The sequence below is a fragment of the Kitasatospora sp. NPDC056181 genome (assembly GCF_042266225.1).
GTDB lineage: Bacteria > Actinomycetota > Actinomycetes > Streptomycetales > Streptomycetaceae > Kitasatospora.
Genome location: NZ_JBHJUK010000037.1, coordinates 1 through 14,159, shown reverse-complemented (window position 1 = coordinate 14,159; position 14,159 = coordinate 1). Strand labels below are relative to the sequence as shown.

The window sequence follows — 14,159 nt, the reverse complement described above, 5'->3', positions numbered from 1 at the left end:
CGGCCGTCGACCGGCCGGCGGCCGACCGGCCGCCGATCAGCCCATGACCGTGCGCGCGGAGCCGGCCCGGACCGGGCGGCGGCGGGAGAAGGCGCCCAGGTCCACGATGTTGCCGGTGTGTTCGCAGCGGTGGCGGACCGGGTCGCCGTCGTGGTCGTGGCCGGCCTCGACCTGGTCGATCAGGTTCGCCAGGTAGCGGCCCACCAGCGGGGCGTTCTTGAACTGGTTGCCGCTCGTGCCCATGGCGACGTAGTAGCCGTCGAGGGCGGTGCGGTCGTAGATCGGGGTCCAGTCGTCGGAGACGTCGTACACGCCCGCGACCCCGAGGGGCCGGTTGGGGACGCCGATCGCCGGGAAGCGGCGTGCGGCCCTCGTCACCTGGGTCCGGAAGCGACGGGCGGTGGGGCGGGGGTCGGCCTCGTCCGGGTCGTCGATCCACTCGGGCGGGTCGCACTCCGGCTCGGTGCCGCCGACCAGGAGACGGCCGCCGGGGGCCGGTCGGAGGTAGGTGCCGAGGTCGAGGTCGGCGACGACGGGACCGGTGGCGCGGTCGCCCGGAGCGGGGACCTGGTGGACCTCCTCGCGCATCGGGCGCACGCCGACGGTGAAGTCGCCCCCGACGCCCGCCAGCCGGTTGAGGCCACCCGACCACGGGCCGGCGGCGTTGACCACGACCGGTGCGGCGATCCGTGTCCCGTCGGCCAGGCGGATGCCCGTCACCTGGTCGGTGGTCCGCTCGACGGCGGCCACGGTCGCGTGGAACAGGAAGCGCGTGCCCAGTTCGCCCGCCGCGTCCGCGAGGTTCTGGGCGGCGAGCTGAGGGTCGTCGACGAACCCGGCGTCCGGGGTGAACAGGGCGCCGAGCTCGCCGGTCGGGCCGGCGAAGAAGGCGTCGTCGTCCACCGGCTTCGGCGGCCAGTACCGCCCGGCGTCGATGCCGGGCAGGCGCCGGCGCAGCTCGGCGGCGTCCCACCGCTCGTACGGGACCCCGACGCGGTCGAACAGGGCGGTGACAGCGGCGGGCGCGGTGTCCGGGGAGTCGAGCAGCACGGCGCCGGCGCGGTGGAAGGCGGCGAGCGGGCGGCGGCCGGTGAGCCGCAGGTGGTCGGGCCAGGACGTCCAGAGGTGCCGGGCCTCCCAGGCCGTGGCGACGCCGTCGAAGGTGGAGTAGTTGAACCGGATGATCGCGCTGGAGGCGCTGGTGGAGCCGTGGCCGACGGCGCCGGCCTTGTCGACGACGAGCACCCCACGCCCGGTCCGGGCGAGTTCCAGGGCGATGGCGGAGCCGATCACGCCGGCTCCGACCACGACGGCGTCCGGTCGGCGGGTGGTCATCGGAGCCTCCTCAGGCTCGGCACGGAGGCGAGCAGCGTCCGGGTGTACGGGTGTTGCGGTGCGCGCAGAAGGGCCTCGGTGGTGGCGGTCTCGACGATCCGGCCGTGCCGCATGACCGCCACCGTGTCGCAGACGTGGCAGACCGCGGGCAGGTTGTGGCCGATGAACAGCATGGTGAGGCCGAGCCGCCGCTGGAGTTCGCGGACGGTGTTGAGCACGGAGGCCTGCACCGAGACGTCGAGCGCCGAGGTGATCTCGTCGGCGATCAGCAGGCCGGGGCCGACGGCCAGGGCGCGGGCGACGGCGACCCGCTGGCGCTGGCCGCCGGACAGCTGCCGCGGCAGGCGGTCGGCGAGCCGGGGATCGAGGCCGACGAGTTCGAGCAGGCCGGTGACGCGGTCGGCCCGGGCCCGCCGGTCGAGCCGGTGGAAGACGGTGGCCGCCTCGGCGAGCGTCTGGCGGACCGTCATCCTCGGGTCCAGCGCGGTGTCCGGGTCCTGGAGGACGACCTGGACCAGGCGGCCGAGCCGGCGCCGGTCACGGACGGTGCGGACGCGGACCTCCCGCCCGTCGAGCAGGACCCGGCCCCCGTGCACGGGGACGAGGCCGACGATCGCGCGGGCCAGGCTCGACTTGCCGGAGCCGGACTCGCCGACCAGCCCGAGCGTGGTCCCGGACGGGACCTCCAGCGAGACGCCGTCCACGGCGGTGACCGGACCGTACGGGCCGCGGTGGCGGACGGTGAGGCCGGAGACCTCAAGGGCGGTCATGACGCGGCCACCGCGACGGGGTACCAGCACGCGACCTGCTGGAGCTGGTCGAGGTCCTCCAGCGGCGGGGCCTGCTCGGCGCAGCGGTCCCGGCTGTGCGCGCAGCGGGGCTCGAACGGACAGCCGGGGGCCGGCGCGAGCGGGTCGGGCGGCGCACCCTCCACGGTGGGCAGCGGCCGGTCGCGATCCGCCGTGAGGTCCGGCACCGACGCGACCAGGGCCCGGGTGTAGGGGTGCCGGGGGGCGGTGGCGAGCCGGTCGGCGGGCAGGGCCTCGACGATGGTGCCCGCGTACATCACCAGCACGCGGTCGCAGAACTCCCCCACCAGCGCGACGTCGTGGCTGATGAACAGGACGGCGGCGGAGGTGTCCCGCCGGATCTCGGACAGCAGCCGGGTGATCTGCCGCTGCACGGTGACGTCGAGGGCGGTGGTCGGCTCGTCGGCGATGATCAGGCCCGGTCGCACCATCAGCCCGGCGGCGATCATCACCCGCTGGCGCTGGCCGCCGGAGAGCTGGTGGGGGCGGGCGCGCAGCACGGCCGGGGGCAGGGCGACCCGGCGCAGGGCGTCGGAGGCCTCCAGCGACGCCTGCGCCCGGCTCGCGCCGCGATGGGCCCGGACGGTCTCGGTGAGCTGGGTGGAGATCCGCAGCGACGGGTTGAGCGCCGACGCCGGGTTCTGGAAGACCACCGCCAGTCCGGTGGCGAGGTGGTGCCCGCGCTCCTTCGGCGTCATGGCGGCGAGGTCGCTGCCGTGCAGACGGAGGGTCCGCCGGGTCACCCGGGCCCGGTCCGGGAGCAGGTCGGCGATGGCGAGCGCGGTGAGCGACTTGCCGGAGCCGGACTCGCCGACGAGCCCGACGATCTCGCCGGGCCGCAGCGACAGGCTCACGCCGCGCACCGGCCGGATCACGCCGTCCGGGGTGGGGAGTTCGACGCCGAGGTCCTCCACCTGGAGCACCAGGCCGTCCTCGGCGGGCCCTCCCCCAGCCTTCGGCCGGGGGGACCCCCATGGCGCGACCGGCTGCGGGGGCGTGCGGGGTGCCGGGTCCCGCCGGGCGACGTCGCCGGCCAGGACCTCGCCGAGCAGCTGGAAGGTCACGGCCGCGTAGAGGACGGCCAGGCCGGGGGCGAGGGCGGGCAGCGGGTCGGCGTAGACGCGGTCGAGCCCCTGGTTGAGCAGCTGCCCCCAGTCGTAGCCGGGTGGTTGGACACCCAGGCCGAGGAAGCTCAGCCCGGAGAGCGCGACGAGGGCGGTGCCCGCCGCCGTGGTGGTGCTCAGCAACAGCGGCTCGGCGATGTTGGGCAGCACGTGCCGCCACAGCAGCCGGTGCCGGCGCAGGCCGAGTACGCGGGCCGCGGCCAGGTGGTCGGTGCCCGCGACGCCGGCTGCGAGGGTCTGGGCGAGCCGGGCGAAGCCGGGGACGCCCGCGACGGCGAGGGCGAGCACCGCCCCGCCGGCGCCCGCGCCGAACACCACCGCGAGGAAGAGCGCGACCAGCAGTGCGGGGAAGGCGAGCAGCAGGGTGATCAGCGCGGCGAGGTGCCGGCGGGTGCGGGGGCCGACGACGGCGGTGGCCGCGCCGAGCAGGACGCCCGCGGTCGCGCCGAGCAGGGTCGCGGCCAGCGCGGGCAGCAGGGAGGGCCGGGTGGCGGTCAGGACCCGGGCGAGCACGTCCCGTCCGAGGTTGTCGGTGCCGAAGGGGTGCGCCGCCGAGGGGCCCTGCAGCACCGCCGAGGGGTCGGGGCGGTCCGCGGCCGCGCCCCAGAGGAGCGGGGCGGCCAGCGCGAGCAGCACCAGCGAGGCCAGCATGGCCGCCGCGACCCAGGCCATGGGCGAGTGGCGGTACCGGGTGGGAAGGGGCATCGGGTCCTCAGCTCTCCAGGATCGCCGAACGCGGGTCGAGCAGCGCCAGCAGCACGTCGACCAGGAGGCCGGAGAGCAGCACGGTGGTGCCCAGGACCAGCACCATCGCCTGGATCACCGGGTAGTCCTGGGCGGTCACGGACTGCGCCATCGCCGAACCGATGCCGGGCCAGGCGAACACCCGCTCGACCAGGACGGTGCCGGCGATCATGGCGGGCAGCAGGCTGCCGGCGACGGTGAGCGAGGCGGTCGCCATGTTCGGCGCCGCGTGCCGCAGGTAGCGGCGGGCGGGGGACAGGCGCTTCCCCCGGGCCGTGCGCAGGTAGTCCTCGGACAGCACCTTCAGCGCCTCCACCCGGACGATCCGCACCAGGACGGCCGTGGGCGCGAGGGAGAGCGCGAGCACCGGCAGTACGAAGGACTCGACGCCCGTCGCCCCGGCCACCGGGAGCAGCTGGAGGCCGACGGCCAGCAGCGCGGTCAGCCCGGCGGCCAGGACGAAGTCCGGCACCCCGGCCAGGCCGGCGGTCACCGCCGTGAACGCCAGCTCGCTGCGCGGGTGCCGGCCGTCCCGGGTGCGGACGGCGGCGAGCAGTCCGCAGGGCAGGGCGACGGCGAGGGTGACGAGGAAGGCCAGGCCGGCGATCTCCAGGGTGGCCGGCAGCCGGGTGCGGACCAGCTCGGCGACCGGGGTGCCGGTGACCAGCGAGGTGCCGAGATCGCCGTGCACCAGGCCCTCCAGGTAGTGCCGGAACTGGGACGGGAAGGGCGCGTCGAGGCCGAGCTGGTGCCTGCGGGCGGCCACCAGGGCGGGGGAGGCGTCGATGCCGAGGGCGGCGCGGACCGGATCTCCCGGGACCAGCCGGACCATCGCGAACGACGCGGTGAGCACGACCCCGAGGGAGAGGAGCAGCCGGGCCGTGCGGCGCCCCAGGAACGCCGTCCACGGGTGCCGGAGCAGGTGGGGTAAGGACACGTCGGGCCCCCGGGTCATTGGTGCAGGCGGATGCTGGTGGGGACGATCTGGCCGCCGAAGGTGGTGGCGAAGGTGGTGCGGTGGCCGTACACGGTGCTCCGGCCGTCGGCGATCGGCAGGGCGTCGGCCGAGCGGAGGAGGGCGGCGGAGGCCTGGTTCCAGCTGCCGCAGCCGGCGGTGTCGGTCTCCTGGAGCGCCCGGGCGACCAGGGCGTCGTACTCGGGGTTGGCGACACCCGCGAAGTTGAGGCCCTGGGCGGGGGTGGGACCGGAGAAGAAGGGGATGAAGCCGACCGGCAGGGCGAAGCCCGGGGTGCTGCCGACCACGACGTCGAAGTCGCCGCTCTGGTACATGGCGTTGACGAGGGCGGGCAGGCTCTCGGTGACCAGCCTGACGTCCGCGCCGAGCGCCGTCCACGTCCGGGCCATCAGCTCGGCGGCGGACGGCAGGGTCGGGCCGAGGTCCGGGCTGGTGATCAGCCGCAACCGGAGCAGCCGGCCGTCCTTGGTCAGCGGGCCGCCGCGGTCGCGGGTCCAGCCGGCGGAGCGCAGGGCCTCGGCGGCGTCCTGCGCGGGCAGGTTGGCGGAGGCGAGGTCGGCGTGGCAGACGGCTCCCTCGGCGCCGAAGTCGGTGGCGGGCCGGCCGGTGCCGCCGACGGCGACGTTGGCGAGGCCCTGGCGGTCGAGCGCCGACACCAGGGCGCGGCGCAGCGCCGGGTCGGCGAGGGGCCGGCCGGGGCGCTGGTTGAAGAAGGTCAGCCCGACCACGGTGGCCACGTCGGCGGAGGTCAGGCCGCGGCCGGTGAGCCGGGCGCGGTCGGGGCCGTTCACGCTCGCGATCTCGACGCCACCGGTGAGCAGCAGGTTCGCGGCGGTGGAGGCCTGGGGCACCACCGAGAGGACGATCCGGGCCGGGAGGCCGGGCTCCGCGGTGCCCGCCCCGGCGGGCCCCCAGGTGTAGCCCTCGCGGACGGTGAACTCGTACGGCCCGCCGGGGGTGTAGCGGGTGAGCACGTACGGGCCGGTGCCCTGGGTGGCGCGGTCCAGGGACCGGGGCCGGTCGAGGCCGGCGGGGCAGACGACCGGCAGCAGGCCCAGGGTGCGGACGAGGAACGGGAAGGGGGCGGCGGCGGTGGCCGACACGGTGCCGGCCCGGTCGTCGGCGCTCGCCGTGAAGGGGACGCCCGGCAGGACGGTCCGGGCGCCGGCGAGCTGGTTGGCCGGGTCGCCCGCGTAGGTCAGTGCCCGGGCCACCGCGGAGGCGGTGAGGGGGGTGCCGTCGGAGCAGGTGATACCCGGGCGGAGGGTGAAGACGGCCGTGGTCGTGGTGGCCTGCCAGGACGAGGCCAGGCCCGAGACCACGGTGCCGTCGGGGGCGACGTTGACCAGCGAGTCGTAGGCGTAACGGGCCTGAGAGGCCCCGAAGGTGGAGTACGGGTCGAAGCTCGGGGTCTCGCTGGACCCGGCGATCCGGACGGTCCCGTGGTCGACGAGCGGCGTGCTCGTCGAGGACCGGGCGGTGCCCCCGCAGCCGGCCACCGCGACGGCCATGGCGGTGACGGCGGCCGCCAGGGGGACCGGCAGGGTGTGACGCGACATGGGGTCATGGTGCCACCGCGCCTTGGCTCCGGCGATTCAACTCGGCTGCCTGGCAAGCGTGTTCGAACCCCTGCAGCCGCCTCCTGGGGCGGCTTTCGCGGTTCGCGCGGCCCCGGGCGGCCGGGTGCGTCTCATCCGTTCGGGGGACAACACGGCCGTCGTTTCGCGGACCGGGCGACGGCGCGGCCGGTCGTCGCCACACTGGCCGCATGAGGACGAGGACGAACGGACCGGGTGAGGAGGTCGGCCACCTGGCCGACCGCTACTGGGAGTTCCTGCTGGAACGCGATCCACTGCTGAGGGTGCGCCAGGACCTCCCGGTCGAGACGCTCCCCGGGGTGTCGCCCGCCGAGGCCGAGGAGCGGGCCCGGTTCGCGGAGGGCGTGCTGGGCCGGGTCCGGGCGCTCGACGGCGCGGAGCTGTCGGGTGTCGACGCCGACACCGCGGCGTTCCTCGCGGGGGTGGCGGAGCAGGAGCTGCGGGACCACCGCTGCTACTGGCTGACGCCCGCGGCCACGCCGTACCGGCTGTTCCCGCTGTCGCAGTACGCCGACGCCGTCCTGCGCCCGTTCCGCTTCGCCGAACGGCAGGACGTCGAGCGGTACTTGTCGTTGCTGGACGAGCTGGCCCGGGTGGTCGGCTCGATCGCCGGCAAGACGGCGGAACAGGCCGCCCGCGGTTTCCGGGTGCCCGCCCCGGCCCTGCCCGGTGCGCGCGCCACCGTCGTCGGCCTGCAGTCGTCCGTGGCGCGCCGCGCGGAGGTGGACGACGGCCGGCTCGGCCGACTGGTCCGGGCCGACCGCGGGCGGCTCCGGGAGGGGGTGCGGCGGCTGGTGGACTCCGCGCTGGCCCCGGCCTTCGACGGTCTGCTCGCCCTCCTCGACGACCCGGACGGCCTGCGCGAGGCGCCGCAGGCCGTCGGCTGGGCACGGTACGAGGGCGGGGAGGAGGCGTACCGGGAGTTCGTCCGGACCCACAGCGGGGGCGACACACCTCCCGAGCGGCTCCACGAGCTGGGCCGCGAGCAGTGCCGGGAACTCGCCGAGCGGATGCGGGAGGTCCGCGCCGCCTTCGGCTTCCCGGGTGCCGAGGACGGGTTCCACGAGCGGCTGCGCACCGAGCCCCGGCTGTACGCCCGGACGCCCGAGGAGGTCGAGGCCCGCTACCGAGCCCACCTCGACCGGCTCGCCCCGCTGCTGCCGCAGTGGTTCGCCGTGCTGCCGGCCGCGCCGTACGGGCTGGCGCGGCTGGACCCGGCGCTGGAGGCGGGGATGACCTTCGGGTACTACGAGCCGCCGACCCCGGCCAGCCCGGTCGGGCGTTACCGCTACAACGGATCGGACCTGGAGCGGCGCTCGCTCCTGGGCTCGGCCTCCCTGATCTACCACGAGCTGGCGCCGGGACACCACTTCCACCTCGCCCGGCAGGCGGAGAACCGCGGGCTGCCGCAACTGCGGCGTGAGGTGGCCGGGTTCGGCGCGTTCAACGAGGGCTGGGCCGAGTACGCGGCCGGCCTCGGCTGGGAGGCGGGCCTCTACGACGACCCGTGGGACGCCTACGGGCGCCTCGCCCAGGAGCGGTTCACCGCGCAGCGGCTGGTCGTCGACACCGGGCTGAACCTCGGGACGATGAGCCTCGCGCAGGCGCGGGAGTTCATGCGCGCCAACACCACCGAGGCGGACGGGCAGATCGACTCGGACCTGCTGCGCTACGCGACCGACCTGCCGGGGCAGGCGCTCTCCTACCGCGCCGGCTTCCTGGAGTTCGGCCGGCTGCGGGCCCGGGCGGAGGCCGGCCCGGGCGCCGGGTTCGACGTGCGGGCCTTCCACGAGGCGGTGCTGGGTGGTGGCGGGCTGCCGTTCCCCGCCCTGCGGCGGAGGGTGGCGCGCGAGCTCGGCGGGCACCGGGAAAGCGGTCAGTATTGATATGTCAATATGACTGAAACCTCCCGTGGGGGTATGCGTACTGCCATCAGTTGCGGCCGAGGGCGCGGATAACACTCGCACGGGTGAAACCCGCCGGGACTGTTTGGCCTCGATGGACATGACTGGACTACGGTGGCGGAGGAGCGGGCGGTGTGCCCCCGTCGACGAGGAATTCGGCCCGGCCGGGAATCCGGCAAAAAAGGGGGTCGGGAGTTCCGGAAGAGGGTGCTCCCGTCCGCTCGGCTGTGCGTACTCCGGAGTTCGCAGTACCCGGGGCCCTGTCATCCGTCTGCGTAGAGAGGTGGAGCATCATGCCGCCCGTAGTCCCGCCGTTCCTCGTCGGTCTCATCGTCGCGCCACTGGCCAAGCGTCTCCTCAAGCCGCTGGTGCGCGGCGTCGTCAAGACGTCCGTCGGAATTGCCATGGAGGTGAAGAAGGCGGCCCACGAGGCCGGGGAGAACATCCACGACCTCGCGGCCGAGGTGGCCGCCGACATGGTGGCGGCGCAGATCGTCGCCGGTGACGGCCACCGGGGCGCCGACGGTGCCCCCGCGAACGGGGAGAAGGGTGCCCCCGCGAACGGGGAGAAGGACGAGACCGCCGTCCGGCCCGAGTCCGAGACGAGGGCCCCGAAGATCCGCGCGACCGCCGGTGTGGGTGCCGGCAAGGTGCACTGACACCCTGATCCGCGGTCCGGCCCGCCGCCCGGGCCCGTCCTCCGGCCGACCCCGGGGGACGCGTCCGCGCGGCGGTCGGGCGCGGGCCTTTCGGCCGTATCGCTTTCCTCCCGCACTTTCCACTCCGTCGCAGTAATCCGCCGTGCGCGGTATTCCGCCGCGCCCGCTGACGGAACTTTCCGCGACCTCCGCAAACAGGTGATCGTACACATGCCATCTCTGCTGGGTGCCGCAGCCGGATATCGCACCGTGGATTTGGACGTGAGCCCGCGCTCGGTCATTCCGGGCCGCCAGCGCTGGGACGTCAAGCTGGTTCTCGGACGGCCCCGGGCGGCCGAACTCCTCGCCGCCGCCCTGCGCCGCATCCCCGGGATCACCGAGGCGCAGGCCAGTCCGATCACCGGTGGGGTCCTCGTCCGGCACGACGCGCGGGTGCGCGCCGCGGACGTCGGCCGGATCGTCCGCAGGGCGGTCGCCATGGTCGCGGAGGGTCCGACCCGGCCGGTGCGGCCGGCGCCGGCCGCACCGGCCGCCGGACCGGCCCCGCGCCCGGACCGCGGCCTCGTCGTGCGCCCCGTCCTCGCCGTCGGCGGCGGGGTCGCGGCCGGCGTCGCGCTGATCCGCGGCTCGGCACTGAGCAGGCAGCTGGTGGCCCTCGGCGGGGTCGCGGCCGCGACGGCGGCCGTGGTCCGGAAGGCCTGGCACGGAACGGTCGACACCACCCGGGAGGTCTCCGGGGCCGGAGCGGCAGCCGGAGCCGGCGCCGCACGCCACCCCCTGCTGGAGATCGTCGGGCCGCACCGGCGGCGGCTCTACCGGGCCGGCGCACTGTCCGTCGCCTGCCAGGTCTCCGAGATGGCGCTCGGCACCTTCCTCGGGTGGACGGCACTGGTGCTCATCAAGGGCGAGGCCGCACCGCTGGTCAGTCTCGGACTGACCACCGCGTCCGCCCAACTCTGGGGCCTGGCCGGGCTGGTGGCCGCCGCCTGCGCCGCCGTGGCGGGTCTCTCGTACTCCTCGAACCTCCAGTGGCGCCGGCTCGGCCAGGACATCGAGCACGACTGGCGGGGCCGCACGTACGCCCATGTGCAGCACCTCGAACTGCGGCACCTGGAGGGCGAGCGGACCAGCCGGGTGGCCGGCGCGCTCACCGACGACGTCGGCCAGCTGGGCACCTTCTTCGCCACCTCGGCCAACGACGTGCTGCAACTGGGCACCAGCCTGGCACTCCTGGTACCGGTGTTCCTGCTGCTGGCCCCGCAGATCGCCTGGATCGCGTTCCTGCCGATCCCGGCCATCGCCTGGCTCTCGCTCCACCACCAGGAGAAGGTCGCGGCCGACTACGCCGTCACCGGCGAGCGCCGGGCCAGGCTGGGCAGCCAGGTGATCAACTCGCTGGAGGCCGGCGCCACCGTCAAGAGCTTCTGCACCGAGGACTACGAGGCCGAACGCATCGACGGGCTGAGCGAGGCCGCCCAGGAGAGCAGCCGGCAGACCGACCGGAGCACGATCCGCCACGCCGAGACCGTCCGGGCCTGCACCACCGCCTCGATGGCCGGCACCCTGCTGATCGGAGGCGGCTCGGTCCTCAACGGCACCCTCCGCTTCGAGGTGTTCAGCCCGCTGATCGGGCTGCCCCAGATGGTGCTGCTGCGGATGAACCGGCTCGGCGGCATCGTCGACCAGTACCAGCGCACGCTCTCCGCCTACGACCGGGTGCAGCGGCTGCGCTCCCTGCCCGTCGAGACCGACGGCACGGGCGAGCCGCTCGACGCCGGGAAGGTGCGGGGCGAGATCGTCCTCGACGAGGTGACCTTCGCCTACCCCGACCGGCCGCCGGCGCTGGACAACCTGTCGCTGACGATCCCCGCCCAGCGGACCACCGCCATCGTCGGCGCCACCGGCTCCGGCAAGACGACGATCGCCAAGCTGCTGATGCGTTTCCAGGACGCCGAGTCCGGCGCCGTGCTGCTCGACGGCCGGGACGTGCGCGACCTGCCGAGGCGGGACCTGCGCAACGCCGTCGGCTTCGTCGCCCAGGACCCGTTCCTCTTCGACGGCAGCATCGCCGACAACATCCGCTACGGCAGCTTCGGAGCCTCCGACCAGGCCGTCGTTGAGGCGGCCACGACGGCCGAGGCGCACACCTTCATCTCGACGCTGCCGGACGGCTACGACACGCTGATCGGTGAGCGCGGCGCCGCGCTCTCGGGCGGCCAACGGCAGCGGATCGCCCTGGCGCGGGCGATCCTCAAGGACGCGCCGGTCGTGATCCTGGACGAGGCCACCTCCGCCGTGGACAACGAGACCGAGGCCGCCATCCAGCGCGCGCTCCGCGGCTTCGCGGCCGACCGGACGATGGTCATCATCGCCCACCGGCTCTCCACCGTCCGCCACGCCGACCGGATCTACGTCATGGACAAGGGCGGCGTCGTCGCCGAACAGGGCACCCACGACGAACTCGTCGCCCAGCACGGACTCTACGCATCCCTCTGGCAGCTCCAGGCCGGCGAACTCGCCGCCTGACCGCAGCACCCCGCACCGCGCCCACCCGCCCGCCGACCGCGTGACACCACCGCGGTCGGCGCGGCCCGGCGTGCCCTGCCACCACGCTTGCCCACACTCTCGGAGGTACCCCCATGTCCCGTCGCGACGGTGACGCCCTTCCCCTGACAACGGCCCAGCGCGAGATCTGGCTCGCCGAGCAGAGCTCCCGGACGCCGATCCCGGGCTACCGCGTCGGCGAGTGCCTGGAGATCCACGGGCCGGTGGACCGGGAGGTGTTCGAGACCGCGCTGCGCCGGGTGGTCTCCGAGGTCGACGCCCTGCACGTGACATTCGTCGACGACGGCGAGGGCCCGCGCCAGGTCCTCCGGGAGAGTTGGGACTGGGCGCCCGCGCACCTCGACCTCAGCGGGGAGCCGGATCCCTGGGCAGCGGCCGTGGCGTGGATGGAGCGGGACCTGATGCGCCCGCTGGACCTCGCCCGTGACCCGCTGTTCGGGCACGCGCTGATCAAGGCGTCGCCGACGGAATTCCTCTGGTACCTGAACTACCACCACGTGGTGCTGGACGCGATCAGCAGCTCCATGCTGCGGCAGCGGGTCGGCGAGGTGTACTCGGCCCTGGCCGAGGGCGGCGCCGTGCCGCCGTGCCCGTTCGGCTCACTGCGGGACCTGGTCGACAGCGACGCCGCCTACCGCGCGTCGACGGACTTCACCGCTGACCGCGCCTACTGGACGGAGCGTTTCGCGGACCTGCCCGCCCCGACCCGGCTCACCGACGCCACCGCGACCGACCCGCACCGCGCCCTCCGGCTGGCCGAGGAGCGGGCACTGCACCGCCCGGACGCCCTGCGGGCGGCGGCGGGACGGACCGGTGTCCGGTGGTCCCGCCTGGTGATCGCGGCGGCGGCGCTCTACGCGCACCGGCTGACCGGCAACCAGGACGTGGTGCTCGCCCTGCCCGTCACCGCCCGCCGGGGCGCCGACCGCGACCTGATGTCGGTTCCGGGAACGATGTCCAACGTGGTGCCGCTGCGGCTGACCGTGCGGCCCGACATGCCGTGGCGTGACCTCGTCGCCCAGGTCGCCGAGGAGGTCGACGCGGCCGTCGCGCACGAGCGCTACCGCAGCGAGGACCTGCTGCGGGACCTCGGCGCGCCCGGCGGCATCGGGACGGCGTTCCCGCTGATCGTCAACATCATGGCCTTCAACTCCCGGCCGGACTTCGCCGGCCACCCGGCCTCCGTCCACCACTTCGTGTCGGGGTCCACCACCGACCTCGCCGTCTGGGTGTTCGACTACCGGGACGGCAACCCGCCGCTCCTGCGCCTCCACGGCTCCCCGGAGGCGTACGGCGACGACGACCTCGTCGCCCACCAGCAGCGGCTGCTCGCCCTGCTGGACACGGTCGCGGACTGCGACCCGGACGACGCGGTGGGCCGGATCGACCTGCTCACCGCCGAGGAGCAGCGCGAAGTGGCGGCGCTCGGTGCCGGGCCGGTGGCGGCCGCACCGGCCGCGAGCCTGCCGGAGCTGTTCCGGGAGCACGTGCGGGCGACCCCGGAGCTGGTCGCGCTCGTCTGCGGCGACGTCTCGCTGACGTATGCGGAGCTGGACGCACGGGCGAACCAGCTGGCGCACGCCCTGATCGAGCGGGGCGCGGGGCCGGAGCGGCTGGTGGCGGTGGCGCTGCCGCGCTCGGCCGAGCTGGTGGTGGCGATCCTCGCGGTACTGAAGACCGGCGCGGCGTACGTCCCGGTCGACCCCGAGTACCCGGCCGCCCGGATCGCGTACCTGCTCGACGACGCCCGGCCGGCCCTGGTGGTGACCGACTCCCGCAGCACGGAGCGGCTGCCCGGAGCCGGGCCCGTCGACCGGATGGTCCTCGACGACCCGGCGACGGCCGCCCTGGTGGCGGGCTGCCCGGCGGCCGACCCGATGGTGGCCGTCGATCCGAGCCACCCGGCGTACGTCATCTACACCTCCGGCTCCACCGGACGGCCCAAGGGCGTGGCGCCGACCCACGGCGGCCTGCTCAACCTGCTCACCGACCTCCGACAGGTGCACCTCCCGGCGGTGCTCGGGGAACGGCAGCGGCTGCGGGTGGCCCTGACCACGTCGGTGTCGTTCGACGCCTCCTGGAACCAGCTGCTCGCCCTGTTCACGGGCCACGAGCTGCACGTCCTGGACCACGCGACCTGGACCGACCCGGACGCCTTCGTCGAGTACGCCACGCGCTGCGGGCTGGACTTCGTCGAGGCCACCCCCTCCTACCTCCACGTGCTGGTCGCCCACGGACTGCTGGACGATCCGCAGCGCCGCCCGGCACTGGTCGCGGCCGGCGGCGAGGCCGTCCCCGAGCAGCTGTGGGAGCAGCTGCGGGGGGCCGAGGGGGTGTCCTGCCACAACTTCTACGGACCGTCCGAGTGCACCGTCAACTCGGTGGTCGCGTCGATGGGGTCGAGCCCGCGCCCGGTCATCGGCCGCCCGGTGACCAACGCGAGGC

Annotated in this window: 9 protein-coding genes; 4 read left to right on the top strand and 5 right to left on the bottom strand. The window is 74.9% G+C overall.

Annotated features, from left to right (window positions below):
* Nucleotides 1–36: 36 nt before the first annotated feature.
* The 5 genes from ACFC1F_RS16605 to ACFC1F_RS16585 are packed head-to-tail and all read right to left on the bottom strand — an operon-like array spanning nucleotide 37 to nucleotide 6,547.
* Nucleotides 37–1,335 (bottom strand): NAD(P)/FAD-dependent oxidoreductase, encoded by a 1,299-nt coding sequence (locus ACFC1F_RS16605; RefSeq protein ID WP_376158951.1) that lies wholly within the window; start codon nucleotides 1,333–1,335, stop codon nucleotides 37–39.
* Nucleotides 1,332–2,105 (bottom strand): ABC transporter ATP-binding protein, encoded by a 774-nt coding sequence (locus tag ACFC1F_RS16600; RefSeq protein ID WP_376158949.1) that lies wholly within the window; start codon nucleotides 2,103–2,105, stop codon nucleotides 1,332–1,334. The genes ACFC1F_RS16605 and ACFC1F_RS16600 overlap by 4 nt, the downstream gene beginning before the upstream one ends.
* On the bottom strand, nucleotides 2,102–3,940 hold the full coding sequence (locus tag ACFC1F_RS16595; RefSeq protein WP_376159014.1) for a dipeptide/oligopeptide/nickel ABC transporter permease/ATP-binding protein: 1,839 nt from the start codon (nucleotides 3,938–3,940) through the stop codon (nucleotides 2,102–2,104). Before ACFC1F_RS16595 ends, ACFC1F_RS16600 begins: the two co-directional genes overlap by 4 nt.
* A 40-nt stretch (nucleotides 3,941–3,980) precedes the next feature.
* Nucleotides 3,981–4,949, bottom strand: a complete 969-nt coding sequence (locus ACFC1F_RS16590) for an ABC transporter permease (RefSeq protein ID WP_376158947.1) — start codon at nucleotides 4,947–4,949, stop codon at nucleotides 3,981–3,983.
* A gap of 14 nt (nucleotides 4,950–4,963) precedes the next feature.
* A complete protein-coding gene (locus ACFC1F_RS16585; protein WP_376158945.1) occupies nucleotides 4,964–6,547 on the bottom strand; it encodes an ABC transporter substrate-binding protein in 1,584 nt (527 codons plus the stop codon).
* 209 nt (nucleotides 6,548–6,756) lie between these two features.
* On the opposite strand from ACFC1F_RS16585, the gene ACFC1F_RS16580 reads away from it, so the two are divergent.
* The 4 genes from ACFC1F_RS16580 to ACFC1F_RS16565 all read left to right on the top strand — a co-directional run.
* The gene (locus ACFC1F_RS16580) at nucleotides 6,757–8,472 is read left to right on the top strand and encodes a DUF885 family protein (protein ID WP_376158943.1); all 1,716 of its coding nucleotides are present in this window, start codon (nucleotides 6,757–6,759) and stop codon (nucleotides 8,470–8,472) included.
* A 311-nt stretch (nucleotides 8,473–8,783) separates the two neighbouring features.
* Entirely contained in the window at nucleotides 8,784–9,149 is a 366-nt protein-coding gene (locus ACFC1F_RS16575; RefSeq protein ID WP_376158941.1) for a DUF5132 domain-containing protein, read from the top strand.
* 261 nt (nucleotides 9,150–9,410) lie between these two features.
* Complete coding sequence (locus ACFC1F_RS16570; protein ID WP_376158939.1) at nucleotides 9,411–11,675, top strand: ABC transporter ATP-binding protein; 2,265 nt, start codon at nucleotides 9,411–9,413, stop codon at nucleotides 11,673–11,675.
* Nucleotides 11,676–11,788: 113 nt separating this feature from the next.
* The coding region (locus ACFC1F_RS16565; protein WP_376158937.1) for an AMP-binding protein at nucleotides 11,789–14,159 on the top strand (2,371 nt) is incomplete at its 3' end.

Bases quoted from the DNA above. Each gene is read 5' to 3' on its own strand.
- ACFC1F_RS16595 (WP_376159014.1), bottom strand. From the start codon at position 3,940: ATGGCCTGGGTCGCGGCGGCCATGCTGGCCTCGCTGGTGCTGCTCGCG.
- ACFC1F_RS16585 (WP_376158945.1), bottom strand. From the start codon at position 6,547: ATGTCGCGTCACACCCTGCCGGTCCCCCTGGCGGCCGCCGTCACCGCC.
- ACFC1F_RS16600 (WP_376158949.1), bottom strand. From the start codon at position 2,105: ATGACCGCCCTTGAGGTCTCCGGCCTCACCGTCCGCCACCGCGGCCCG.
- ACFC1F_RS16605 (WP_376158951.1), bottom strand. From the start codon at position 1,335: ATGACCACCCGCCGACCGGACGCCGTCGTGGTCGGAGCCGGCGTGATC.
- ACFC1F_RS16580 (WP_376158943.1), top strand. From the start codon at position 6,757: ATGAGGACGAGGACGAACGGACCGGGTGAGGAGGTCGGCCACCTGGCC.
- ACFC1F_RS16575 (WP_376158941.1), top strand. From the start codon at position 8,784: ATGCCGCCCGTAGTCCCGCCGTTCCTCGTCGGTCTCATCGTCGCGCCA.